The following is a 23,493-nucleotide window of genomic DNA, read 5'->3' as shown; positions in this document are numbered from 1 at the left end:
GGCACAGTGAAGTGTTTGAACCTGAAGAGTTTTTCGATTTGTCGGGTATTGAGAAAGAACTTTTTGAAAATGTTAATTTAGTTTGGGAAGTGCTAAGAAAACTTGAGAAGTTTTTAAAGGAATATGCAAGACCTGAAATTAGAGGAGTAATAAAAGGTGGAGTGTTTATAGAGGGAAATGTATTTATAGATGAAGGAACAGTGATTGAGCCTTTTGTATATATAAAGGGTCCTGCTTATATAGGGAAAAACTGTGAAATAAGGCAAGGTGCTTATATAAGAGGTAATGTTTTTATTGGAGACAATTGTGTGGTGGGGCATACCACAGAAGTTAAAAATAGTGTTTTACTCTCTGGGGCAAAGGCTCCTCATTTTAATTATGTAGGAGATAGCATTCTTGGCCACAATGTAAATTTGGGAGCAGGTACTAAGATATCAAATTTAAAAATAGGGCTTTCAGGTACTGTGAAGATAAAGGTAAAGGAAGAAGTATATGATACTGGACTTAGGAAATTAGGAGCCATTATTGGGGATGATAGTGAAACAGGATGCAACTCTGTTCTCAATCCAGGAACTATTATAGGAAAAAGAGTGCTAATTTATCCTAATGCCAGTGTAAGAGGTTTTATTCCAGAAAACAGTATTGTAAAATTTAAACCTAATTTAGATATTACAGACGTAAAATAGATTTAAAAAGCCTTTTTCAATATTTCAAGGACAACTTCATAGGTCAAGGTTCTTGGATTTGTCTTATAAGAGCCTGTCTTAGGAGCTTCTTTTGCTATATTAGGAAGGTCCTGCCATTTAATTCCATAATTGTGAAGTCCAAGCCTAATATTTAGCACGGAAAAGAGCTCAGCTATTTTTTTCAAGATTCTTTCTTTTGCTGATCTTAAAGAGTAAACGCCTAATGCTCTTCCTAAGGCTGAGATTTTCTCTTTTGTAAGTATCTCTAAGTTATATTCTAAAACAGGAATAGTTATGATGGCACAAGCAAGTCCGTGAGGAATATTTGCATAAGCTCCAATGGGATGAGCAAGAGCGTGGATTCCCCCAAGTCCTGTTTGGGTAAAGGCTATTCCACTAATAGTACTGGCATACAATACTTTTTCTCTTAGATCAATTCTTTCAAGGTTATTATATACCCGGGGAAGATATTTATATATGGTTCTTAACGCTGTAAGGGCAAGGGGTTCTGTAACCATATTGCTATTTATGGAGAGAAAGGATTCTAAAGAATGAATAAAAGCATCAAGACCACTATAAGCAGTATTTTCCTTGGGCAAGGAGAGAGTAAGATAAGGATCTATAATGGCAAGAGTTGCATATAAAAAATCATGTCTTATACTTAGCTTTTCCTTTGTCTCTGGATTAATTAGGACAGATACTCTTGTAACCTCGCTTGCTGTTCCTGCTGTCGTAGGAGCAAGAATAGTAGGTATTCCTTTCATGGTTATTTTATTGCTATTTTCTCCCACATAGTCCCATATAGTCCCCGGTAAATTTACTTTAACTGCAATTGCTTTTGCTACATCAAGGGCACTTCCACCCCCAATACCTACTATAAGATCTATATTTTTAGTTTTAACAATTTCTGCTCCTTGGTCTACCACATAATAAGGAGGCTCAGGGGGCACTTCGTCAAAAATGTAAACATCAATAGGATAATTGTTATATATATTTATAAGTCTAGCAAGGATTCCTGTACTTTTTAAATGTTTCTTTCCTGTTACAATTAAGATCTTTTTAGCCCCTAAGGAGTAGGACTCTTCAGGAATTTTTTCCCAGAGTCCTACTCCAAATTTTATCCTTACTGGGATATAAAAATTAAAGTACTGCATCTAAATTTTAAAATCTCCCTCTTTTTTCAGATACTCTACAAGTCCTCCTGCCTGTAATATTTTTACCATTATATCTGGAAAGGTACTTTTTGAATTTATTACTACATTTTTTGTCTTATTAAAGATTTTACCATTAAAGAGGTCCACTTCCAATTCATCTCCTTGATCTATCTGATTTGTATCAGCTTCAAGAAGGGGCAGTCCTACATTTATGGAGTTTCTATAGAAAATTCTTGCAAAGCTTTTGGCTATTACTAAACTTATTCCTGCATGCTTAATTACCAAAGGTGCTTGTTCTCTGGATGAACCGCATCCAAAGTTTTTACCAGCTACGATTATATCTCCTGGAGTTATCTTTTTATAAAAATCAGGATCCAAATCTTCAAAAAGATGTTTTGACATCTCGTTAAAGTCTAAGCTTTTAAACTTGTACTTTCCTGAAATTATGTAATCAGTGTTTATGTCATCTCCAAATTTATGAGCTTTTCCTCTAATTAACATGAGAGCCATCCTCCTAACTAAGCAGTTCTCTGGGATCAGTAATCTTACCTAAGACAGCTGAAGCAGCTACAGTAAGAGGAGAAGCTAAATATATAAAGGCTTTATTGTTTCCCATTCTCCCTTTGAAGTTTCTGTTAGCAGTGGATATAATGTTTTCTCCATCTGCAGGTACACCTTGATGGGTTCCTACACAGGGACCACAACCTGGATTTGTTACTATAGCTCCTGCTTCTAAGAATATATCAACAAGTCCTTCCTTCATGGCTTGCATGAAGATTCGTTTAGAGGCAGGGGTTACAATCATTTTCACATTCTTTGCAACTTTTCTTCCTTTAAGGATTGATGCTGCAAGTCTCAAGTCTTCTAATCTACCATTAGTACATGTACCAATAAATGCTTCATGTATTTTTATATTCTCTATTTGGGATATAGGATACACATTGTCTACAGTATGTGGTAGTGCTACCTGAGGCTCTAAATTAGAAAGGTTAAATTCATAAACTGCTTCGTATTCTGCATCAGGATCTGCTTCTACTCCTTTTTCTTGAGGAAGGCCTATGCTTTTAAAAAATTCCTTGGTTTTTTCATCAAAAGGCATAATACCTGCTTTAGCTCCCATTTCAACTACCATATTGGTTATGGTTGCTCTTCCATCAATAGAAAGGTTATTGATTACTTCTCCATCAAATTCTATGGCTTTGTAAGTTAAACCATCAGCCTTGAAATATCCTGCAAGGAATAATATCACATCCTTAGATACTACACCCTTGGAAAGTTTTCCATTTAAAATAATTTTTACAGTACTTGGAACTTTAAACCACAGTTTACCTGTATACATAGCTGCTGCAAGTTCACTGGAACCTACTCCTGTGGAAAAACAATTTAAAACCCCATAGGTACAAGTATGAGAATCGGCACCAATTACAAGACTTCCAGGGGTTGCAAGCCCTCTTTCCATAAATACCTGGTGGCATACTCCTTCTCCAAACTCTGTTATTTGAGTACCATACTTTTCTGCAAAATCTCTCATTAGTTTATGAAGATTTGCTACACCTTCATTTGGAGGAGGGACAGAATGATCCATTACTAAAAGAACTCTATCTGCATTTACAACCTTCTCTCCTCCTAATTCCTCAAAAACTTTGATTGCAAGAGGAGAAGTCCCATCTTGTCCCATTAAGGCATCGAGCTTTGCAATAACTAAATCTCCAGCTTTCACATCTCTTCCCACATGAGCTGAAAAGATCTTTTCAGCTATTGTTTTTCCCATCTTTTTCTTACACTCCTTCTTTTTCAGCCTTCTCTTTCAGATAATCTTGATAGAGATACATTAACTCTTTATCAAATAATGGTCTTTTAAGCTCTACTGCAAGGGCTCTTACTTTCTTAAGTAATTCTTGGGCATCTTCTTCCGAAAGGGTAATACCATACTCTTGGAATTTTCTTATAAGAGCATGGGTTCCTGAATGTTTTCCAATAACTATCTGTCTCTCTCCTCCCACTTCTTCAGGAGAGAAAACCTCGTAGGTTTTTGGATATTTAATTACACCATCAGCATGGATTCCTGATTCATGGGCAAAAATATTTTTACCTACAATTGCTTTATTTACAGGGAGCTCCCTTTGAGAGGCTTTTGCTACATATTCGCTAAGCTCTCTGAGTTTATAGGTTTTGATGCCCACATCAATGTTATAGATATATTTAAGTGCCATAACTACTTCTTCTAATGCAGCATTTCCTGCTCTTTCTCCAAGTCCATTTACAGTTACCCCCACATAGGTTGCACCTGCTCTCACCCCTGCAAGAGCATTAGCAGTAGCCATTCCAAAATCATTATGGGTGTGCATTTCCACAGGTATTCCTACTTTTTCAATGATGGTCTTTATCACCTCGTACATGGTGAAGGGTTCCATTATTCCTACAGTGTCACAATATCTTAGACGATCTGCTCCCGCTTCTTTTGCAGCTTTTGCAAACTGTAATAGGAAGTCCATATCAGTTCTGGAAGCATCCTCGGCATTTACTGATATGTAAACTCCGTGTTTTTTTGCAAATTCTGTTGCTTTTACCATACTTTCTAAGACCCACTCTCTGGTTTTCTTAAGCTTATATTTAATATGAATATCTGATGTGGAAATAGAAATAGCCACCGCATCTACACCACATCTTAAAGATGCCTCAATATCACTTATTACAGCTCTATTCCATCCCATAATACTTGCCTTTAATCCTGCTTTGACTATAGCTTTTATTGCTTCTTCCTCGTCTCCTCCCATCACCGGAATTCCCGCCTCAATCTGATGTACTCCTATCTCATCAAGCATTCTTGCAATCTGAAGTTTTTCAGCTTTTGAGAATACTACACCAGCAGTTTGCTCACCATCTCTTAATGTGGTGTCTACAATTTTTATCTCAGTATTTTTCATAACTTTGCGCCTCCCAGTTAATGTAAATTTTGTCTATAAAACTAAAAAGGCGCTTAGGAATGACTTCCAAAGCGCCTTCGCATTTTTAGTATTTTTTAGTTACATTATAAATTTTAGCATATAATTGCTTAAAAAAGAAGGGAGTAAATATTTAAAGTAATGTTAATTCTTAAAGTTGCTTAAATGACCTTTAGAGGATAAAATAATTAAGACTTCTTAATTTTTTAGGAGGTTATTATATGTATTGCAAATTCTCAGTAAGGGATGAGAAATTAGAAGATTTTAAAAAGGGAAATTTTTTAATTAGATTTTTAAAATTTCAAGCCCCCTTTAAGAGCGATACAGAGGTACATAAAAAGGTAAACGATATATACATCATATATTCTGGAAAAGCGAAAGTTTTATTAAGTGATAAATATGAAGGAGGAAAAGAAATTGAACCTTATGAAATTAGAGGGTGTAATATCTTGAATCCTGAAAATGTGGAGATGCAAAGTGGAGATGTTCTTCTTATTTCCGCTAATACTCCTCATCAGCTTATAGTGGAAGAAGGATCCTTAAATATTATTATTGTAAAAATTCCAGAGGAATAGGGGGATAAGTATATGATAAAAAAGGCTATTTTTCCTGCAGCGGGCCTTGGTACAAGGTTTCTTCCAGCTACAAAAGCTCAGCCTAAGGAAATGCTTCCTGTAGTAGATAAACCAATAATTCAGTATGCTGTAGAAGAAGCTGTTAACTCTGGAATTGACGAGATAATTATTGTTACAGGGAGAAATAAAAGAGCAATTGAAGATCATTTTGATATATCCTTTGAATTGGAGTATTTTTTGCAGAAAAAAGGAGAACTGGACTTATTGAAACAAGTAAGAGAGATTTCAGAGCTTGCTACCGTTTACTATATTAGGCAGAAAGAGCCTCTTGGTCTTGGCCATGCAGTCTTGGTTACTAAGGAGCTTGTTAAGAATGAACCTTTTGCTGTAATATTAAGTGATGATCTTATTGTGAGCGATGTACCTTGTATAAAGCAGATGATAGAGATATATGAAAGGTATAAATGTTCCGTCATAGCAGTAGAAAAAGTTCCAAGAGAAGAGGTTAAGAATTATGGGGTAATAGCAGGAAAAGAGATTGATGATGGAATTTATCAGGTTACCGATCTTGTTGAGAAGCCATTAATAGAAGAAGCACCATCGGATCTTGCTATTGTAGGAAGGTATATATTAACTCCAGGAATATTTTACATGTTAGAAAAGGTTAAGCCAGGAAGAGGAGGAGAGATACAGCTTACTGATGGTCTAAAGTTGTTATTGGAAAAGGAAGCTATATATGCTTATGAGTTTAAAGGGAAAAGATATGATACGGGAAGTAAACTTGGTTTTTTGATAGCTTCTGTAGAACTTGCCCTTAAAAGAGAAGGGCTTGGAGAACAATTTAGGGAATATCTCAAAAGTCTAAGGTTAGATTAGAGTTTTTGTCAATTTTAATAATTTGTCCGTTATTTACATAGTAGATTTCATCAAAAAGTTCTTCTTCTATGGGAACATGGGTTACTACAAATATTTGATCAAAGAACTCTGCCACTTCGCCTTGAGTTAGAAGGTAGAGAAGACCTCTTGCTCTATCTTCGTCAAAGGAACCTAAGGGTTCATCTAAGAAAATAAATTTAGGTTGTACTCCTTTATCTTGAGGAAGAGTTGCCATAGCAAAAGCAAGTCTTAAGGCTAAAGAAAGCTGATCTTGGGTTCCACCGCTGAATATATTTTTTTCTAAAGGGTCTTTTGTATCGCTGGTGTATACTCTCAACTTATAACTCTCATCAATTTCAGCATAATGATATCTATCTGAGGTTAATATAGGTAGAATTTTTTGCATAAAAGCCATGGTTCTTGGAAGGATTGATTTTAGGATGCTCTCTCTTGTACTTTCAGCAATCTTAATGGCATATTCCATTTTTTGGATATTCTTTTCCAAGTTTTTGTAATCTTCCTCTATTTTTTCGGGAATTAAATCTTCTACTTTTTTGCCTGTTCTCTTTTCATATTCTTTCAGTATAGCTTCTTTTTCTCCGAGAATTTTAATGAGCTCTTCTTTTTGATTTATTAATACTTCTTTTTCCTTTGGATCCACATCAGTAGAGGAGTAAATTTCCCAAGTTTCTTCCTGAAAATTACTTTTGAACTCTTCTATAAGTTTTTTATACTCTTCTTCTACAGAGCTTTTTTGTCCCCTTTTATTACTAAGCTGGGATAAAATATTTTCATAATTCTCTTTTACTTTTCTCTCTTCTAAATCTTTTATAATCTCTTTTAGCCTTTTTACATATTCATTGTCTGTGGATGGTATTTTTTTAGATAAAAACTCAATTTTTTCTTTCTCTTCTTTAATATTCTTTTCAAGGTTCAAAAGAAGGATCTTTTGTTTATCTAATTCTTTCTTATAGTGATCTATGTTTCTTAGCTCGTTTTCCAAAGAACCTTTTTCAGAGATTAAGTTGGAGAGCTCTCTATCTGGAATTGGATCTTCCTTTTTAAGATATTCTATCTCTTTTTCTCTGTCGTCGATTTCTCTTCTTTTCTTTTCTAAAACTTCTTGCACTTTCAATATTTTCTCCTCTATTGCAGTGATGTGGTTGTCACATTTAAGCCTTGAGGAAAGATCAAAGATTAGCCTTTGAGCCTCATCCTTTAGAAGATTTATGTCGGAAATTTCTTTATTTATTTTTGCTTTTTCTTCTATTAGAGAGGAGGGATCTATGTTTGAAATTTGGGTTTTTATCGCTTCTATTACTCTTTCAGCTTTGTTTTTTTTGATTTCACTTCTTTTTTCAATTTCAATGAGTTCTTTTCTCAATTCTTCTTTACCCTTTTTTATGAGATGTTCAGGTATATCTCTTTTTATAAACTCTGTTATAGTTAACTCTTTGCTGAGATTGCTATTTATTTGGGAATAATTTTTATAAATAAAAATAGTCGTAGTTATAAGGATAATTGAAGGAATAAGGAAAAGTTGATTTAACAAAAAAGATAAAAGTAGAAAAAGAAGGGTTGAAATAAAGGAAAGAATTAAACTATTTTTAATCTTTGAGAGGGATTTCTCTAGGAAAAGGACCTTCTCTTCCTTTTCTTTATAATCTAAGGCTTTTTGATGGATTTTTAGGTTTTCTTTTACTTTATTTATTTCGTTTAATGCATTTCTTAATTTTTCTTCTCTTTTTTCAAGGTTTCTTTTTCTTATTTCAAGTTTTTGAAGGCTCTCCTCCAAGTAGGAGAGTTTGTTTAAAAGGATTTTTTCGGTATTTATTTTTTTTACTATTTCTTTATAATTTTCTACTTTTTCTAAAAGATTTGGAATTGTCTCTTCAGTTTTTGAGATTTTTAGTTTTTCCTCACTCAAAATCCTTGTAAGCTCTTCGACTCTACTCTTTATTTTTATTCCCTTGTTTAAGAAGTCTATTCTCTCTTTTATTTTTTCTTCCTCTTTTATTTTTCCCTCTAATTCTTGGATCTTTTCTAAGGTTTGGTTTTTTTGTTTTTCCAAAATGTTAATTTTTTCTTCCATACTTCTTATCTCATTTATAAGTTTTTCTTCCTCTTTATACCTTTCTAATAACGCTACGTCTTTTCTTACCTTCTCAATTTCTTCTTCTAACTTAGTAATTTCTTCTATTAATGTCTTTAAAAGTTTTTCCTTTTTCATAATTTCGTGGGAAAGCTCTATTTTTCTAATCTTATTTAATTGCTCTTCTACTTCCTCTATTTTCTTTTTGATTTCAGGGAGGTCTCTTTTTGCCTCTCCTGCTTTTTTAATAATCTCATATTGTTCTTTTTGATTGGTAAATTCTTTCTTTATGTCTTTTGCTTTTCCTATAAGGTTTACAAAGTAGTCTAAGTTAAAAAGTTTAGATATAATTTCTTGTCTTTCTTGGGCTGTTAGATTTTCTAAGGTTTCTAATCTTTTTTGTCCTATAAAACACGTATTTATGAATATATCCTGATCTATTCCTATTTCTTTTATAATTCTGGGATCTACGTTCTTAACTCCGGTTATGATAATGGGGGTAGAGCTGTCATTTTTCTTTATGTGAAGTTCTGCATTTTGAGAGGCATTTTTTGAGAGGACTCTTCTTATGGTTAGGATTTTGTCCTCTGTTTTTACTACGAGTTCAATTTGGGCTTTTTCTGCATTAAATCTTATTAAATTAGGCTTAGAGCCTACATATACTGGTTTACCAAATAGGGCAAAAGCTATGGCTTCAAATATAGTACTTTTTCCCGCTTCATTTTTGCCCTTAATAAGTATTTTGCCTTGCTCTGGGAATTCTATTCGGGCATTTTGGTATTGTTTAAAATTGCTGAGTTTAAGGCTCACTAATTTTATCATAGCATTATCTCTCTATTTTTTAACTCTTCTTTTAACCAGTTTAAAGCTTCTATTATTATATCCTTATCTTCGGGGCTTTCTTCCATATATTTTTTTGTAATCATTTCAAGGTTCTTGTCAACACTGGTTTCAGGAGCGGGAAGAGTGTGGATCTCTTCGCCTTTTATCCTTAGATTTTGGGTATCAAGATCAAATAGAAAATTGGAGTTTATTCCTGCTTCAAGAATTTTATTAAAGTTAATAGAACGGTATAAAGATAAGGATATCTCACCTATAAGCTTGCATTTTAAAAGTAGATCTTTGTGAGAATTATTTATTATTCTTTCTATTATGGAATTTGTAGGATTTTCCGAAATTATTTCCGTTAACCTGATCTCCATATTTCTCATGGGTTGAGCTTTTACCTTTATATGCTCGTAATTAATCTTTTTGTTTTCAATGGTAAGAAGGTAAAATCCAGGAGTGAGATTTTCTTCCCCAAACTCAAATCTTTCTGTGCTTCCAGGAATTATTACATGTTTATTAGCAAAGCGATAGGTATTTTGTTCATGTAGATGTCCTATGATATAAATATCAAAAGGTAAAAGATCTAAAGTTCCAATAGAGACTTGCGGCTCTTGAGCTTTGGGATGAGCAAATTTTTCAAAGGAATAGTGGAGAATTAACAATTTAATTAAATTATTCTCTTTTGGAAAATCAGAAGGAATTATAGCCTTTTCTATAGGATCTATTCTTCCCTTTCTTCTGGGATCATGAGAAAGTCCAGAAATGAGTATATTTAATCCATCTTTTTCAAAGATTTCATAATTTATTGTAGATTGGGAGGAGAAGGTTTTTATTAATCCTGCCTCCTCAAAGATTCTTATAGGGTAAGAATCGGATTCTAACATGTTGGGAGCATCATGGTTTCCTCCAATGGCATATATTTTTATGTGGTTTTTTGTCATCTTGGAAAATTCTCGGGCCACAAAAGTTAGATCTTGATTTCTTGGATTTGGAGAGTCGAATAGATCTCCTGCCTGAACGAATATATCTACCTTTTCTTCTATGGCAAAATTTACTACCTCTTCAAAGGCATCTCTCAGTCTTTTTCTTCTCTCTTGTAATTTTTCTGGTAATAATTTCTTATAATATTTACCTAAGTGATTGTCAGCAGTAATTACGATTTTTACCATTCTTATATCTCACTCCCAAAATCAGGGAGGATCTCTATGTCATTTTCTATGATACTATCCACGTGGTTTAAGGCTTTTTGAAACTCTTCATCTAAGTCAATATCAAAACCGCCTTCTGCAGTTTCTCTTTCTCCTATTTTTACCATTACGGGAATTTTAGTTAGTCTTCCAAGAATTATGGCTTCACCTATGTTTAGGCCGGGAAGATCGTGGAATAAGTTTTCCGAGAGAGCTTCGGATGCTTCTTTTACTGCGGTTTGGTCTGTAGGATTAGTCAGTCTCATAATTATTTGGCTTCCACATTGGGAAAGGGTATTGCTACTTATTTTATAAGGTCTTTGGGTAACCACAATAAGGAATACTTTGAATTTTCTACCTTCTGCTGCAATGGAGTTTATTATCCTTGAACTTTTTAATTTTTCCCCTTTTTCCTTAGGTACTAAATTATGGGCTTCTTCAAGCACTATAAAGAGGGGATAAGGAAGTCCTTCAGATTTTGCTTTTGTCCATATGTCGTTTAATAGTTTGCTAACTACGAGATCTTGAAGGTTCTTTTCTATTCCTGCAAGATCTATTACCGAGATATGAGCAGGTTTCAATATTTTTTCAGGAGAAATATCTTTAAATCCCCAGATAGGATAATCTTTTATCCACTTTACATATTTTAATGCCTTCCTTGCTCCAATTGTGGTTTCTTCGGGATATTTTTTCTTATTCTTTTTTTCCATTTCTTTTAGAAGTCTTTTTTCGTAGTCCTCAAAATTAGAAATTTCTTCTTCCTCTTTTTCTTCTATTCCTGCCATATTTTCGAGTTTTTCATACAACTCATTGGGAGTAAAATCTATTTTTGAACTTCGCAATTCTTCAATAGCTCTTTCAACTGCATCTCTTATATTGCTGTATTCTGATATTCCAAGAATTTCTGCTATTTGCTCATTTTCCAATTCGCTAAATCTTATAGAGTAAGGCTCAACTCCACCTATCATATCATCGCTAAATCTTCCTTGCACCTTGGGTATTCGGTATATGGTTACATTATGAGCAATAGATGAAAATTCTCTTAAATTATTTCTTTTTCTTCTTAAGAGTACATAATCGCTATTGGGATCAAAGACCAGTATAGTTGCCCCTAATTTTACAAGTTTTTCCAAAAGTAGTCCTGTAAGGTATGATTTTCCAGCTCCTGTTTGAGCTATTATAGCGAGGTGTCTTCTAAGTCCATTGGGATCAAGGGTGACTTTAACATTGGGTCTATATAAAAGAGTTCCTATCTCAATGGCTGTTTTTTTATTATGGGTAAAAAATTTTTGAAGAAGCTCATCAGGAGCAAGGTATACAGGAGATCCAGGAAGGGATACTGATCTTGGAAGGAGAATGTTACCATCTTTATCTAAGTATCCAAGAACTCTTGCAGAGGCTATTAATTTTAGGGGGATTTTATAGTTTAACTCCAAAAGTTTTGTAGTGGCATCATATTCCTGATCTTCCGAAAGTACATCAGAGAATGCTTTTAAACTTTCCACTTGAGCTAACACTTCTACTTCTTCGTCTGAGGACGCAATTCCCTTTATTATTACATATTCAAGCCTTTTGGGGGCTAACTCTTCATTAGTAATAAATTGAAAGCTATCACAAAAACTTTCTCCTACTAAATATCCCACGCATTTTAATTCCATTTATTAATAGAACCTCCCCTGACTTCTATCAAGTTCAATAAACCCTGGAAATTCTTTTTTTAAAATCATTAGATATCTTTCTAAATCAGGTTCTCTTTTTATTCTAACAATTTGATCTACAAAATACAAAGGAGTTTGGTATATTTTAGAGTTTACACAATTTTTTTTTAATATTCCTAAAATTTGGGCCATATTTATATCCTTGCCCCAAAAATAGTTTACCGACAGAATATTTGCTTTTTCTCCCACTATATTTGCAGGAAAATCTATTCTCAAAAGCTGATCTCTTGGCATAAGTCTTATATAGAAGGTATAAAAGGCTTGAGTATTGCTAAGAACTTTTTGAAGATCCGAATTTTTTTCTATAATTTCTAATTGTTTATGTCCAAGACCCATTTCTGCTCCTATTAAAAGGGGAGTGGTATAGCCAGGTTCCCAGGTAAAAATGCTTAAAATTTCGCTATCTGTAGGTTTGTAAGATATGTTTTTTTCTATATCAGGATTATCAATGGATAGGATCTGAAAGAAGAAGGTATTCCTTGAAGATTTAGAGATTGAAATAAGATCTATACCATTTTTAGAGGCATTTATAAGGTCTAAGGTATTCATCAATACATTGTAGGCAAGATTTATATAGTTTTCATCTTCAAAACTATGTAGATACCTTAAAAGATAGGAGATTCGTGATAATAAAGAGCCATCAATTAGCAGAATGAAAGGAGGATAATTCTCTTTAACAATTTGAAGAGCAAGTTTAATCTCCAAATCCTGCATTAAAAGATCTCTTAAGAGTCCTAGTTGATTTTCTGGTATGGAACCTACGACTGGCTCAATGGATACCAAGGCTTTTTCATATCCATTTGAACCTATAGCTAGAGCTTGAGTTATTATTAGATAGGGTCCTAAGGAAAAGGATAAGGTTCTTTGAGAGGCATCCACCGCAAAGGTAGGTTTTTTAGTGAAATCATAAGTGTCTGAGAGATTATTCCAAATCTTCTCAATAAATTCTGCTATGTAAGGTCTTTCATTAAGACCCCTTTTAATGAGAAGTTCTTCAAGGAGAGGTTTTTTCTTTTTTATTTCCGATATAAATAAAGATATAAAATCAGGCATTACTATTATTATATTCTCTTATAAGGTCTTCATACAAGGCTAAGAGTTTCTTGTTAAGGTTCTTTATATGAAATGATCTTGAGGTCTCTAAGGCATGGAGAGACATTTTTGTGTACAGATCTTTGTCTTCAATAAGGTTTTTTATCTTTTCAGAAAATAGTCTCTTGTTTTCCTGATTGTTAGGTACTAAAAAACCATTTATTCCATCTTTAACAAAATCTGAAATAGCGTCATCATCTATAGCAACTACTGGAAGTCCCGATGCCATTGCTTCAAGGATTACTAATCCTTGAGTTTCTGTGATTGAGGAAAACACAAATATATCAGAAGCATAATAGGCTTCAATGACCCTTTCATACTCTAAATATCCCGTAAAAATTGTTCTATCATAGACATTTAAAGTTTTAGCTTTGTTTTTTAGTTCTTCCATAACTCTTTTATCGGGATTATCCCCTACGATTACAAGATAAATCAATTTTTCATTATTTTCCTTTATGTATTTCATTACTTCTATGAGAAATTCAATATTTTTTTCCTTACCTAACCTTCCTACAAAGAGGAGTAAAATAACATCAGTAGGAAGACCTAAACTTTTTCTTGCTTCAGGTTTTGGAATCTTTTTAAACCTATCAAGATCTATTCCATTAGGTAAAATTTCTATTGGCTTTTGGATCCCAAAATTTTTAAGGAGCCTTTTTATTTTTGTTGATGGAGCAATAATTAGATCAGAGTGATTACAATATTCCCTACTTATCCAAATGGCTATTCTTTTTGCTCTTTCTTCGTCTATGATGTTTTTCTTCACAAAATGGGGAAAATGATCCCAGATGTAGTAGGCGTAGTCAGGGAGAAGAGTGTGATAGGTATGAACTATAGGGATTTTAATTCTTTTTCCCATATATAATCCAAAGATTCCCAAAGAAAAAGGAGTATGGGTATGTATAATATTGGGTTCCATGTTCCTTAACATAAGATCATATTTTATAGAATAGGGTAGAGCAATACGGTGTTCTTTTTGAAAAGGAAAGGTTATAGAAGGAAGAGTAAAGGTATTTCTCTCTTTAGGAATGTTGGGAATAAAGGGAATAAAAAGGTAAACAGAATGGGATTCTTCCTCTAAGGTTTTCTTGAGAAAGCTTAATGATGTGGCTACACCATTTTTATGGGGAATGTAAGTATCGCTGAAAAAGGCTATCTTCATTTTACAAAAAATCCATAGTATATAAAGTGGGTTAAAATAAGTCCAATGATTCCTCCAGTTATGGCTTCTATAGGTGTATGACCTATAGATTCTTTTAAGTAGATTTCTTTCAATTCAGGATTTTTTATTTCCTTTTGTATAATTTTGTTTATAACCTTTGCTTGTTCTTCTGTAGCAAGTCTTACTCCAATGGCGTCTGCTATTACTATTCCTGCAAAGAACATAGAAAGAATATAGATGGTGGAATTAAAACCCTCCTTTATGCCAATTATCAGGGATAAAGATACTACAAGAGCAGAATGGGAACTTGGCATTCCACCCCATTCAAAGAAGGCTCTCCATAAAAATTTTCTCTCTTGAATACTCCTTATTAATCCCTTAATTCCTTGAGTAATCATTGCCACCATCATAGGAATAATAAATACAGGATTTTGAAGTAAGTCTTCTATTATCTGTATTATATTTGTCATCTTGTTATGGTAACCTTCCTTATATTTCTGGGGTTGTCAGGATCTCTTCCCTTAATCTCAGCAAGATAATAAGCAAAAAATTGAGCAGGATAAATGAAAGGTATAGGAGTTATATATTCTGGAATATCACAGTTTATGTAAATTCCATCATATTCTTTTAAGAGATCAATTTCGTTGGTGAAGATAAAAATATCGCTTCCTTTTTCTTTTAGAGTTTTTAAAACCTCTAAGGAATGCTCCATACTTTCTCCTTTTGGAACAAAAAAGAACACAGGAAATCCTTCAGAAGCAAGGGCAAGGGGCCCATGCATAAAGTCTGCTGAAGAATAAGGCTGAGCAATAATATAAGAGGTTTCTTTTAATTTTAAGGCAGTTTCTAAAGCTGTGGATAAATTAAAGCCTCTTCCAAGGACAGCACAATGCTCCATGTATTTATAAGGTTTTACCTTTTCTTTTATCTCTTCCTCTCTTTTTAGAATATCTTCCATAGCGTTTAATATTTTATCAAATTCAGGTAGTATATTTCTACCTATTAATGTGTTTGTTAGAAAATAAATGGACACTAACTGAGATAAGTAAGTTTTAGTGGCTGCAACACTTTTTTCAATGCCTGAGTTTAGGAAAATATTTATTTTAGCTATTTGGGCTAATTTCCCTTGAGGATTATTAGTTATGCCAATTGTCAAGGCTCCTTGTTTGTTGGCATTATTTACAACTTCACATATATCATCACTTTCCCCTGATTGAGATATGGCAATAACCAAGGATGATTTAAGATTAGGAGGAAGTTTATATATGGTAAATAAAGATGGGGCACATAGAGATACAGGAACTCTTAAATGAGACTCCATATAGTATTTTCCCCATGTGGCTGCGTTATCTGATGATCCTCTTGCTACAAAAACAATGTTTTGAAAATCAAGGGATTTTATTCTTTTTGAAACTTCTACAAATTCTTCCCATCGATCTTTATAACTTTTTATTATGGAAAAGCCCTCTCTTATTTCCTTAATCATAAACTTTTCGGACATTAGTAATCACCTCTTTATATTGGAGTTAAGGAAAGTTTAGCATCAGGGAGCATAATTTGTCAACAAAGATGACTAAATTTTTCCAATTGGCATCAAATATGTGGGAATTTCAAATTTAGGTAAATTTAGGATTTTACTTATTTCGTCATCATCAAAGGCACCTACCGCTACTGTACCTAAACCTAAAGAAACACATTGTAGGTAAATATTCTGAGCGCAATGTCCTGTTTCTATGTATATATATCTTATTCCCCTTTCCCCATAACGAGCTTTGGTTTTATAAAAAGAGGCACAAATTATGAGTACAACAGGAGCCCACTTTACCCATTCCTGCTTTAAAGATGCCTCATAAAGTTCATCCCTTTTATGATTTTTATATAACTGGATTATCTCATGTTTTTCTGGAGTGTATTTATATATACCTGATTCTATTCCCTCAACCTTTAAGATTGATATATAGACTTCTAAAGGATATAATGCTCCAGCTGAGGGACAAGTCCTAAACTTATAGTCAGAATCTGATATTCCCTGAGAAGCCCAAAGGATTTGTGATAATTCCTGAGTAGTAAGGGGTAGGTCTTTATAAAATCTCTTTGATCTTCTATAAAGCAAGGCTTCTTCAATGGAGATGGAACTTTTAAAGGAGGGAGTCGGAAGTTTTATTACTTTACCATTCTGGGCATAAGTAAACTTTATTAATGAAATTACCCCTATAATAAAGCTTATTACATATTCCATAGTGCATCTTATTATATCAAATTTTGTGATATACTTAAAACATGTTTAGAAGATATGACATATTGTTAATAATATTCTTTCTTTTATTGGCATTAGGTCTGTTTTACTTCAATTATATTAGAAATGAAGGGGTTGTCTTAAAGGTATATGTAAACAATAGAGAAGTTTTTTCCAAATCCTTAGGAGAGTTAAAAAGCAGAGAAAGATTTGAAGTTCAAGGTCTTTTAGGTAAGAGTGTTTTTGAATACGTAGAGGGAAAAGGGGTTCGTATGATTTCTTCTCCTTGTCCTGATAAACTTTGCATTAAACAAGGTTTTATAAATAAAGTAGGGGAAAGTATTGTTTGTCTTCCCAATAGAGTAGTTATCACTTGGGAGGGAAGAAAATGAAATTGGTAACTTCTGAAGAGATAAAAAGGCTTGAAGAAAGGTTAGAGAGAGAGTACTCTATTCCACCAATACTACTAATGGAAAATGCTGCATCTTTTTTATTTAGTTTTTTGAAAGAGAAATTTGAAGATATAGAGAATAGAAAAATAGCTATTCTTTGTGGCCCAGGAAATAATGGTGGTGATGGTGTTGCTTTGGCAAGATATCTGTATTCAAATGGCATTAGAAAAATTACCATTTTCTCCTATTTGTGGGGTAAGAAAATATCGGATCTTTTGAAGATTCAATTGGGTCTTTTAAAGAACCTGGTTGAGATAAAAGATATTTTGCAAGATTATACAGAACTTAAGGAATATGAATTAATAGTAGATGGGATTTTTGGTATAGGTCTAAAAAGAGAAATTGATGATGATTTAAAAAAGATCTTCAGATATATTAATAATTTGGGCAAAAAAATAATTTCTATTGATATACCTTCAGGAATAAATTCTGATACTGGGGAGATAATGGGCGAAGCGTTAAGAGCAGATTATGTTTTAACGATGTTTCTTCCTAAAGTGGGACTTTTTGAAACTGGAGCTGTGGATTATGTGGGAGAGGTTATTGTTGGTAGGTTGGGTATTCCTATAGAGATTGTTAATGATATTGTGGAGTCAAATATACACCTTGTGGACTGGGAACTTTTGAAGGATATTGTTCGTATCCCTTCCAAAGGGGTACATAAGGGGAAAAAGGGAAAAGTATTAATTATTGGGGGATCTTTTAGGTATACCGGCGCTCCTATTCTTTCTGCTCTCTCTGCTCTAAGGACAGGAGCTGGAATGGTTTACCTTGCGGTTCCAGAAAAAATTAGCATGGTATATAGAGGAAACTATCCCGAGATTATTTATATTCCATTAAAAGATAAAGATGGTTATATTTCTTATGACAATTTAGGGTATATTCTAGAAATAATAGAAACTTACGGAATTGAAGCTGTAGCTATTGGTCCAGGGATAGGCATAAACGAAGATGTAAGAAGGCTGGTTCAAGATTTTTTGAGAAAAGTTGATAAGAAAGTGGTGGTAGATGCAGATGCACTTTCTTTTGTTAAGGATATTCTTGGAGATATTTCAGGCAAAGATGTGGTCTTTACGCCTCACTATGGGGAGATGTCAAGAATTGTAGAAGAAAGTGTAGAGACAATTTCGAAAAAGAGAGTTGAAATAGGTAGGAATTTTGTAGAAAGGTATAAATTGAATCTGATAATTAAAGGTCCCAATTCTTTATTTTTTGATCCCAAAAACCATGTGTATGTGAATCCTTTTGCAGATTTTCTACTAGCAACAGCGGGTTCAGGGGATGTTCTTACAGGAATAATTGCGGGGTTTTCAGCACAAGGATACTCGTTAAAGGAAGCCTGTATTCTTGGTAATTTTGTTCATGGTTATAGTTCAGTTATATGGAAAAAGTATAAAGGTAGTGTTGGACTTACAGCTTCAGATATAATTAAAATACTTCCTTTGGCTATAGATGAGGTAATTAGAAGAAGAAATGTTTAAAGATCTCAATAAGTCCTTTGATGTCTTCTTCTTTAGCTACATAAGTTGCTATCTCTTTTATCTTCGGATGGCCATTGGCAGGGGTAGCTTTATATTTTAGTTTGCTTAGAAAAGGAAAGTCTCCAAGGCTATCTCCAATTCCTAATACCTCATCGTAGGATAAATTTTTCATTTCTAAGAGTATGTCCATTCCTGAACCTTTATCAATTCCTTTGGGGGTAATATCAACCGCTACCGATGAATATACTAATTGAAATTCTGGAAATTCCTCTTTAATTAGTTCTTGCGTATATTCAGCGAGATCCTTTACAAGAATACCCTCTTCTGGAAATAGAGAAACACATACTTCTTTTCCTGGCTCTATATGGCCTAGATTCTTGATCTTCTCTTTTAAAAACTTTTTGAGTTCTTCTTTTTCTTTTAGAATGTCGTCATTTATGATAGGATGTAAAACAATATCGTCTTTTTCAACTAAGTATATGGTGCAACCATTCTCTCCTATGGAGTCTTGAAAATCTCCTAAAGCTTGAAGGATTGCTTCAATGTATGGTTTTGATCTACCTGTATTAAGAGAAATAGGAGGAAGTTTTTTTAAATTCTCTCGTATCCATTGAAGAGATAAAAGATCCAGAGGATATCCTTTGTTCTTTGTGATACAGCCTTCTATGTCTGTCAAGATCAATCTTATATTCATAGTAAGATAGTTTAATTAAAAGTGGTATTCTTGTCAAACTTAATAAAATGTTGTAGAATGCTTATGAAACATAGCAAATCTTTGATTTAAAAGGAGGCGGAATAATGTCAGGACACTCCAAGTGGGCAAATATTAAACATAGGAAGGCAGCAGCAGATGCTAAGAAGGGAAAACTTTTCTCTCAATTGAGTAAAGAAATTATAATAGCAGCAAAGCATGGTGGGGGAAATCCTGAAACTAATCCTCGCCTAAGAGCTGCCATTGAACGAGCAAGAGAGGCAAATATGCCTAAGGAGAATATAGAAAAGGCCATAATGAGAGGAACGGGAGAGATTCCTGGAGTTGCTTATGAAGAAGTAACTTATGAAGGATATGGACCAGGTGGTGTTGCGATAATGGTAGAGGTAGTCACAGATAACAAGAATAGAACAGCAGCTGAAATAAGAAGGATATTTACCAAGCATGGGGGAAATCTTGGGGAGGCAGGCTGTGTTGCTTGGATTTTTGAAGAGAAAGGAAGCATAATCATTGAAAAAGAGAGTGTAAAGGATGAAGATCAACTAATATCTGATGCTCTTGAAGCGGGAGCTGAAGATGTACAAATAAGTGATGATACTGTTGAGGTTATCACGAGTCCTGAAAGTTTTTCTGAGGTAAGGGATATATTAAAGGAAAAGGGATATAAGATTACTCAGGCGGAAGTAACAAAGGTTCCTAAGAATTTGGTTCCTGTGGATGGACCTGATGCTGAAAAAGTATTGAAGCTTATGGAAGAACTTGAAGACCATGATGATGTACAAAAGACTTACGCAAATTTTGATATACCTGATGAAATTTTACAGTCACTTTCATAAATGGTTGTCATAGGGTTTGATCCTGGAACTGCAATAACAGGTTATGGTATTTTAAATAAGGGTGAAGATGGAATATCAATAATTGAGTATGGTGCTTTAACTACTCCTTCTGGTTGGGGTATTGGAAGGAGGTTAAATTATCTATTTGATCAAGTTTCCTCTCTTTTGGATTTATACAATCCTGATGTAGTAGTCATGGAGAATATTTTCTTTAATAAAAACATTAAGACTGCTATTAATATAGGGCAAGCTCAGGGGGTTATAATCCTTGCAGCAGAACAGCATCAAAAAGAAATATCTATATTGACTCCTCTTGAGGTAAAACTTTCTGTAGTTGGCTATGGTAGAGCCACAAAAAATCAAATTCAATATATGGTTAAGGAGATATTGAAGTTAAAGGATATTCCTAAACCTGATGATGTGGCAGATGCTTTAGCTTTGTGTATTTCTTACATTTATAAACAGGAAGGTTGTTAATCTTGGCATTTTTGAATCATATTTATGGAAAACTTTTAAAAATACATGGGGACTCTCTTATAATTGATACAGGAAATTTTGGTTTTAAAATTTATGTTAGCAAAAATTTAACTTCAAAGCTTAGTGAAGAATTAAACAATAAAATATTGCTTTACATTGCAGAAGTCATAGAAAAGGACGGAATAAAGTTTTTTGGATTTTTGTCGGAAGAAGAAAGAGATTTGTTTGAGAGGCTTAAAAATATTACTGGAGTTGGGATAAAGATTGCTCTAAGAATTGTTTCTGCGATGTCTCCTAAAGAGTTTTATGAGGTGATTGAAAAAGAAGACTTAAATGCTCTTTTAATGGTTCCTGGCGTTGGGAAAAAGATTACTCAAAAAATCTTTCTTGAGATAAAAGGAGTTATCCCAAAGAGAGAACATAAAGAAGAAGATATAATAAAAGACACTCTCTTAAATTTGGGATATAAGAAAGAGGAAATAGAAGTAGTTATGAAAGAGATAAGAAAGGAATTTAAAGACCTTGATAATCTTGAGGAAATTATAAGGTTTGCACTAAGGAAGCTATCTCAGGAGATATGAAAGTGAAAAGATTTCCCTACTTTTCTCTTGTTCAAAGAGAACCAGCCCTTGATAATGTATTAAGACCAAAGAATCTATCAGATTTTATAGGACAAGAAAGGATAAAAGATAGATTAGCTTTAATAATTAATGCTGCTAAAAAAAGGGAAGAGGCTGTAGATCACATTCTTTTTGTAGGTCCTCCTGGAGTAGGAAAGACGACCCTTGCTTTGATCATAGCAGAAGAACAAAATGCCCCCATAAAAATGGTATCTGCACCATCTTTACAAAAGAGTGGCGATTTAATAGCTTTGCTTACAAGTGTAGAAGAGAGGGGCATTATTTTTATAGACGAGATTCATAGGTTGAATCCCTCCTTGGAAGAGATACTTTATTCTGCTTTAGAGGATAGGAGTGTTAGTATTGTAACTGGAAAGGGTCCTGGAGGTAAAGTTTTAAGCATAAAACTTCCCCCCTTCACCTTAGTAGGTGCGACTACAAGACCTGCCTTGCTTAGCAGTCCTTTGAGAGATCGCTTTGGATTTATAGCAAATTTAGATTTTTATACCCATGAAGAAATGGTGAAGATTATTGAAAGGTCTCAAAAAATTCTTGGTTTAAATCTTCCCTATGAATCCATAATTGAGATTGCTAAAAGATCAAGAGGTGTTCCTCGAATTGCTAACAGAATTTTGAAAAGAATAAAAGATTATATAGATCTGAAAGAAGAAAAAAATATTAACTTAGAAGAAACTAAGAGGGTACTTGAATTAATTGGTATCGATGAAAAGGGGCTTGATGAGTTGGATAGGAAGATTCTTTTTGCCCTTAGGGATAAATTTTCTGGTGGTCCTGTGGGATTAAAAGCCCTTGCAGCAGTACTCAACGAATCTCCAGATACTATTGAATCCATATATGAACCTTATCTTTTAAGAATTGGCTTTATTCAAAGGACATCAAGAGGAAGGATTATAACCCCTCTTGGTTTAGCTCATATAATGGGGTGTAAGAATGACGGATAAAAGGTTGTTTCTTCACATCTGTTGTGCCCCTTGTTTAACCTATCCTCTCAAGAGATTGAGAGAGGAAGGTTTTGATATTACAGGTTTTTGGTATAATCCTAATATTCATCCCTATACTGAATATTTGATGCGTTTAAATACTTTAAAGGATTTTGCGGAGAAACAAAGTTTGCCTGTAGTTTATGAGGATGATTATGCTCTTGAAGAATTTATAAGACAGGTAGTTTACAGGGAAAAGGATAGATGCCCTGTGTGTTATTACATGCGTTTAAAGAAAACAGTGGAAAAGGCAAAAGAACTTGGATTTGATCTTTTCTCTACAACCTTGCTTGTAAGTCCTTATCAAAAGCATGACCTAATTAAGGAGATTGCAAATTACCTTGCAAATGAGTATAAAATAGAATTTTATTATGAGGATTTTAGAGTGGGTTATAGAGAGGGGGTTAATTTATCTAAGGAGTATGGTCTCTATAGGCAAAAATATTGTGGATGTATATATAGTGAGAAAGACAGATATTATAAAGGAGGTAAAAAGTGAAATACCACATTCTTTTTAATCCAACTTCAAATCGTGGGAGAGCAGGAAAAAGATATCATGAGCTTGTTAATGTTCTTGAAGAAGAAAATTTAGATTATACTATTGAATTTACCTTAGGAAAGGAAGGAACTATTAAACAGGTTGAGGAGGCTTTAAGAAGGGGAGTAGATGTGGTAGTTGCAGCTGGTGGGGATGGAACTATAAATGAGGTTGTAAATGGGCTTAAAGGAAGAGGAATTTTAGGCATTATTCCCTTAGGAAGAGGTAATGATATTGCTATATCTTATAGGATTCCGAGAGACATTAGAAAAGCAGTAAAATTGTTAAAAAATGGAATTATAAAGGAAGTTGACATTGGACTTCTTGATGGGAGATACTTTGTAGGTATTGCGGGGACAGGTTTTGTAGGAGACGTTAATTACAATTCTAATAAGTTAAACTTAACAGGATTTAAAGGCTATTTAATTTCAGTCTTTACTACTTTGAAAGAGTTTAAATACCCAGAATGTGAGGTTTCCTTTGATGGAATATCTTGGAAGGGAAGAATTACCCTTATTGCTCTCGGGAATACATCTTACTATGGGGGTGGCATGAAATTGCTTCCTACTTCAGATCCTGAAGATGGTTATTTTGATGTGGGGATTGCTCAGAAAATACACCCTATAGAATTGATTTTGACTTTTCCTCTGGTTTATTTAGGAAAACATACTATAAACCCCCATATTAAAATATATAGAGGAAGGGAAGTTAGAATTGCCTCGGATCAGGATCTTATAATAAGTTTTGATGGAGAGATGATAGTAAGTAAAGAAATTAAATTTACCAATGTTCCAAAATTTCAAAAGGTTATTAGGGGGTAGATAT

At 33.7% G+C, this 23,493-nt stretch carries 24 protein-coding genes; 11 read left to right on the top strand and 13 right to left on the bottom strand.

Annotated elements, in window-relative coordinates; all coding sequences use genetic code 11:
• Positions 1–11 precede the first annotated feature (11 nt).
• Positions 12–686: an acyltransferase gene (locus DTUR_RS08435; RefSeq protein ID WP_012583981.1), complete on the top strand. Its 675-nt coding sequence runs from the start codon at positions 12–14 to the stop codon at positions 684–686.
• Positions 687–688: 2 nt separating this feature from the next.
• Here the strand turns inward: DTUR_RS08435 and DTUR_RS08430 are convergent, their stop codons facing one another.
• The 4 genes from DTUR_RS08430 to nifV are packed head-to-tail and all read right to left on the bottom strand — an operon-like array spanning position 689 to position 4,767.
• The gene (locus DTUR_RS08430) at positions 689–1,840 is read right to left on the bottom strand and encodes an iron-containing alcohol dehydrogenase family protein (RefSeq protein ID WP_012583980.1); all 1,152 of its coding nucleotides are present in this window, start codon (positions 1,838–1,840) and stop codon (positions 689–691) included.
• A complete protein-coding gene (locus DTUR_RS08425) occupies positions 1,841–2,341 on the bottom strand; it encodes a 3-isopropylmalate dehydratase small subunit (protein WP_012583979.1) in 501 nt (166 codons plus the stop codon).
• Positions 2,342–2,354: 13 nt separating this feature from the next.
• The gene (locus DTUR_RS08420) at positions 2,355–3,611 is read right to left on the bottom strand and encodes a 3-isopropylmalate dehydratase large subunit (RefSeq protein WP_012583978.1); all 1,257 of its coding nucleotides are present in this window, start codon (positions 3,609–3,611) and stop codon (positions 2,355–2,357) included.
• A 7-nt stretch (positions 3,612–3,618) separates the two neighbouring features.
• On the bottom strand, positions 3,619–4,767 hold the full coding sequence (gene nifV / locus DTUR_RS08415) for a homocitrate synthase (RefSeq protein ID WP_012583977.1): 1,149 nt from the start codon (positions 4,765–4,767) through the stop codon (positions 3,619–3,621).
• Between the two features lie 239 nt (positions 4,768–5,006).
• Here nifV and DTUR_RS08410 point away from each other — a divergent pair, with 239 nt between their 5' ends.
• Positions 5,007–5,360 (top strand): cupin domain-containing protein, encoded by a 354-nt coding sequence (locus tag DTUR_RS08410; RefSeq protein WP_012583976.1) that lies wholly within the window; start codon positions 5,007–5,009, stop codon positions 5,358–5,360.
• 12 nt (positions 5,361–5,372) lie between these two features.
• The gene (galU, locus tag DTUR_RS08405; protein ID WP_012583975.1) at positions 5,373–6,236 is read left to right on the top strand and encodes a UTP--glucose-1-phosphate uridylyltransferase GalU; all 864 of its coding nucleotides are present in this window, start codon (positions 5,373–5,375) and stop codon (positions 6,234–6,236) included.
• Here galU and DTUR_RS08400 read toward each other — a convergent pair.
• The 8 genes from DTUR_RS08400 to DTUR_RS08365 form a co-directional block, all read right to left on the bottom strand.
• Positions 6,214–9,150, bottom strand: a complete 2,937-nt coding sequence (locus DTUR_RS08400) for an AAA family ATPase (protein ID WP_012583974.1) — start codon at positions 9,148–9,150, stop codon at positions 6,214–6,216. The two genes, galU and DTUR_RS08400, sit on opposite strands and share 23 nt — an antisense overlap.
• Positions 9,147–10,325: a metallophosphoesterase family protein gene (locus DTUR_RS08395; RefSeq protein ID WP_012583973.1), complete on the bottom strand. Its 1,179-nt coding sequence runs from the start codon at positions 10,323–10,325 to the stop codon at positions 9,147–9,149. The genes DTUR_RS08400 and DTUR_RS08395 overlap by 4 nt, the downstream gene beginning before the upstream one ends.
• 2 nt (positions 10,326–10,327) lie before the next feature.
• Positions 10,328–12,001, bottom strand: a complete 1,674-nt coding sequence (locus DTUR_RS08390) for a helicase HerA domain-containing protein (RefSeq protein WP_012583972.1) — start codon at positions 11,999–12,001, stop codon at positions 10,328–10,330.
• A 3-nt stretch (positions 12,002–12,004) separates the two neighbouring features.
• Positions 12,005–13,114 carry a DNA double-strand break repair nuclease NurA gene (locus DTUR_RS08385; protein WP_012583971.1) on the bottom strand — a complete coding sequence of 370 codons (1,110 nt, stop codon included), beginning with the start codon at positions 13,112–13,114 and terminating at the stop codon, positions 12,005–12,007.
• A complete protein-coding gene (locus DTUR_RS08380) occupies positions 13,107–14,315 on the bottom strand; it encodes a glycosyltransferase family 4 protein (RefSeq protein WP_012583970.1) in 1,209 nt (402 codons plus the stop codon). Before DTUR_RS08380 ends, DTUR_RS08385 begins: the two co-directional genes overlap by 8 nt.
• The gene (locus DTUR_RS08375) at positions 14,312–14,785 is read right to left on the bottom strand and encodes a divergent PAP2 family protein (protein WP_012583969.1); all 474 of its coding nucleotides are present in this window, start codon (positions 14,783–14,785) and stop codon (positions 14,312–14,314) included. The genes DTUR_RS08380 and DTUR_RS08375 overlap by 4 nt, the downstream gene beginning before the upstream one ends.
• A complete protein-coding gene (locus DTUR_RS08370; RefSeq protein ID WP_012583968.1) occupies positions 14,782–15,816 on the bottom strand; it encodes an SIS domain-containing protein in 1,035 nt (344 codons plus the stop codon). The genes DTUR_RS08375 and DTUR_RS08370 overlap by 4 nt, the downstream gene beginning before the upstream one ends.
• A 72-nt stretch (positions 15,817–15,888) precedes the next feature.
• Positions 15,889–16,554: a SagB/ThcOx family dehydrogenase gene (locus tag DTUR_RS08365; RefSeq protein ID WP_012583967.1), complete on the bottom strand. Its 666-nt coding sequence runs from the start codon at positions 16,552–16,554 to the stop codon at positions 15,889–15,891.
• Positions 16,555–16,595: 41 nt separating this feature from the next.
• Between DTUR_RS08365 and DTUR_RS08360 the strand changes: the two genes are divergently transcribed.
• Both DTUR_RS08360 and DTUR_RS08355 read left to right on the top strand, forming a co-directional pair.
• A complete protein-coding gene (locus tag DTUR_RS08360; protein ID WP_012583966.1) occupies positions 16,596–16,943 on the top strand; it encodes a NusG domain II-containing protein in 348 nt (115 codons plus the stop codon).
• A complete protein-coding gene (locus DTUR_RS08355; RefSeq protein ID WP_012583965.1) occupies positions 16,940–18,484 on the top strand; it encodes an NAD(P)H-hydrate dehydratase in 1,545 nt (514 codons plus the stop codon). The genes DTUR_RS08360 and DTUR_RS08355 overlap by 4 nt, the downstream gene beginning before the upstream one ends.
• Here DTUR_RS08355 and DTUR_RS08350 read toward each other — a convergent pair.
• Positions 18,465–19,178: an HAD-IIB family hydrolase gene (locus DTUR_RS08350; protein WP_012583964.1), complete on the bottom strand. Its 714-nt coding sequence runs from the start codon at positions 19,176–19,178 to the stop codon at positions 18,465–18,467. The genes DTUR_RS08355 and DTUR_RS08350 overlap by 20 nt on opposite strands.
• 104 nt (positions 19,179–19,282) lie before the next feature.
• Here DTUR_RS08350 and DTUR_RS08345 point away from each other — a divergent pair, with 104 nt between their 5' ends.
• The 6 genes from DTUR_RS08345 to DTUR_RS08320 are packed head-to-tail and all read left to right on the top strand — an operon-like array spanning position 19,283 to position 23,489.
• A complete protein-coding gene (locus DTUR_RS08345) occupies positions 19,283–20,032 on the top strand; it encodes a YebC/PmpR family DNA-binding transcriptional regulator (RefSeq protein WP_012583963.1) in 750 nt (249 codons plus the stop codon).
• Positions 20,033–20,509: a crossover junction endodeoxyribonuclease RuvC gene (gene ruvC / locus DTUR_RS08340; RefSeq protein WP_012583962.1), complete on the top strand. Its 477-nt coding sequence runs from the start codon at positions 20,033–20,035 to the stop codon at positions 20,507–20,509.
• Positions 20,510–20,511: 2 nt separating this feature from the next.
• A complete protein-coding gene (ruvA, locus tag DTUR_RS08335) occupies positions 20,512–21,090 on the top strand; it encodes a Holliday junction branch migration protein RuvA (RefSeq protein ID WP_012583961.1) in 579 nt (192 codons plus the stop codon).
• The gene (gene ruvB, locus DTUR_RS08330; RefSeq protein WP_012583960.1) at positions 21,087–22,091 is read left to right on the top strand and encodes a Holliday junction branch migration DNA helicase RuvB; all 1,005 of its coding nucleotides are present in this window, start codon (positions 21,087–21,089) and stop codon (positions 22,089–22,091) included. Before ruvA ends, ruvB begins: the two co-directional genes overlap by 4 nt.
• Complete coding sequence (locus DTUR_RS08325) at positions 22,081–22,629, top strand: epoxyqueuosine reductase QueH (RefSeq protein WP_012583959.1); 549 nt, start codon at positions 22,081–22,083, stop codon at positions 22,627–22,629. Before ruvB ends, DTUR_RS08325 begins: the two co-directional genes overlap by 11 nt.
• Positions 22,626–23,489, top strand: a complete 864-nt coding sequence (locus tag DTUR_RS08320; RefSeq protein ID WP_012583958.1) for a diacylglycerol/lipid kinase family protein — start codon at positions 22,626–22,628, stop codon at positions 23,487–23,489. Before DTUR_RS08325 ends, DTUR_RS08320 begins: the two co-directional genes overlap by 4 nt.
• The last annotated feature ends 4 nt before the right edge of the window (positions 23,490–23,493 follow it).

Origin of the sequence: Dictyoglomus turgidum DSM 6724 (genome assembly GCF_000021645.1) — a bacterium.
Lineage (GTDB): Bacteria > Dictyoglomota > Dictyoglomia > Dictyoglomales > Dictyoglomaceae > Dictyoglomus > Dictyoglomus turgidum.
This window is presented reverse-complemented; position numbering and strand designations above follow the sequence as displayed.

Coding starts and splice junctions, on each gene's coding strand:
- DTUR_RS08410 (WP_012583976.1), top strand. CDS start 5,007: ATGTATTGCAAATTCTCAGTAAGGGATGAGAAATTAGAAGATTTTAAA.
- DTUR_RS08425 (WP_012583979.1), bottom strand. CDS start 2,341: ATGTTAATTAGAGGAAAAGCTCATAAATTTGGAGATGACATAAACACT.
- DTUR_RS08365 (WP_012583967.1), bottom strand. CDS start 16,554: ATGGAATATGTAATAAGCTTTATTATAGGGGTAATTTCATTAATAAAG.
- DTUR_RS08360 (WP_012583966.1), top strand. CDS start 16,596: ATGTTTAGAAGATATGACATATTGTTAATAATATTCTTTCTTTTATTG.
- DTUR_RS08370 (WP_012583968.1), bottom strand. CDS start 15,816: ATGTCCGAAAAGTTTATGATTAAGGAAATAAGAGAGGGCTTTTCCATA.
- DTUR_RS08385 (WP_012583971.1), bottom strand. CDS start 13,114: ATGCCTGATTTTATATCTTTATTTATATCGGAAATAAAAAAGAAAAAA.
- DTUR_RS08395 (WP_012583973.1), bottom strand. CDS start 10,325: ATGGTAAAAATCGTAATTACTGCTGACAATCACTTAGGTAAATATTAT.
- galU (WP_012583975.1), top strand. CDS start 5,373: ATGATAAAAAAGGCTATTTTTCCTGCAGCGGGCCTTGGTACAAGGTTT.
- DTUR_RS08380 (WP_012583970.1), bottom strand. CDS start 14,315: ATGAAGATAGCCTTTTTCAGCGATACTTACATTCCCCATAAAAATGGT.
- DTUR_RS08325 (WP_012583959.1), top strand. CDS start 22,081: ATGACGGATAAAAGGTTGTTTCTTCACATCTGTTGTGCCCCTTGTTTA.
- DTUR_RS08390 (WP_012583972.1), bottom strand. CDS start 12,001: ATGGAATTAAAATGCGTGGGATATTTAGTAGGAGAAAGTTTTTGTGAT.
- nifV (WP_012583977.1), bottom strand. CDS start 4,767: ATGAAAAATACTGAGATAAAAATTGTAGACACCACATTAAGAGATGGT.
- DTUR_RS08375 (WP_012583969.1), bottom strand. CDS start 14,785: ATGACAAATATAATACAGATAATAGAAGACTTACTTCAAAATCCTGTA.
- DTUR_RS08400 (WP_012583974.1), bottom strand. CDS start 9,150: ATGATAAAATTAGTGAGCCTTAAACTCAGCAATTTTAAACAATACCAA.
- ruvC (WP_012583962.1), top strand. CDS start 20,033: ATGGTTGTCATAGGGTTTGATCCTGGAACTGCAATAACAGGTTATGGT.
- DTUR_RS08355 (WP_012583965.1), top strand. CDS start 16,940: ATGAAATTGGTAACTTCTGAAGAGATAAAAAGGCTTGAAGAAAGGTTA.
- DTUR_RS08345 (WP_012583963.1), top strand. CDS start 19,283: ATGTCAGGACACTCCAAGTGGGCAAATATTAAACATAGGAAGGCAGCA.
- DTUR_RS08350 (WP_012583964.1), bottom strand. CDS start 19,178: ATGAATATAAGATTGATCTTGACAGACATAGAAGGCTGTATCACAAAG.
- DTUR_RS08430 (WP_012583980.1), bottom strand. CDS start 1,840: ATGCAGTACTTTAATTTTTATATCCCAGTAAGGATAAAATTTGGAGTA.
- DTUR_RS08420 (WP_012583978.1), bottom strand. CDS start 3,611: ATGGGAAAAACAATAGCTGAAAAGATCTTTTCAGCTCATGTGGGAAGA.
- ruvB (WP_012583960.1), top strand. CDS start 21,087: ATGAAAGTGAAAAGATTTCCCTACTTTTCTCTTGTTCAAAGAGAACCA.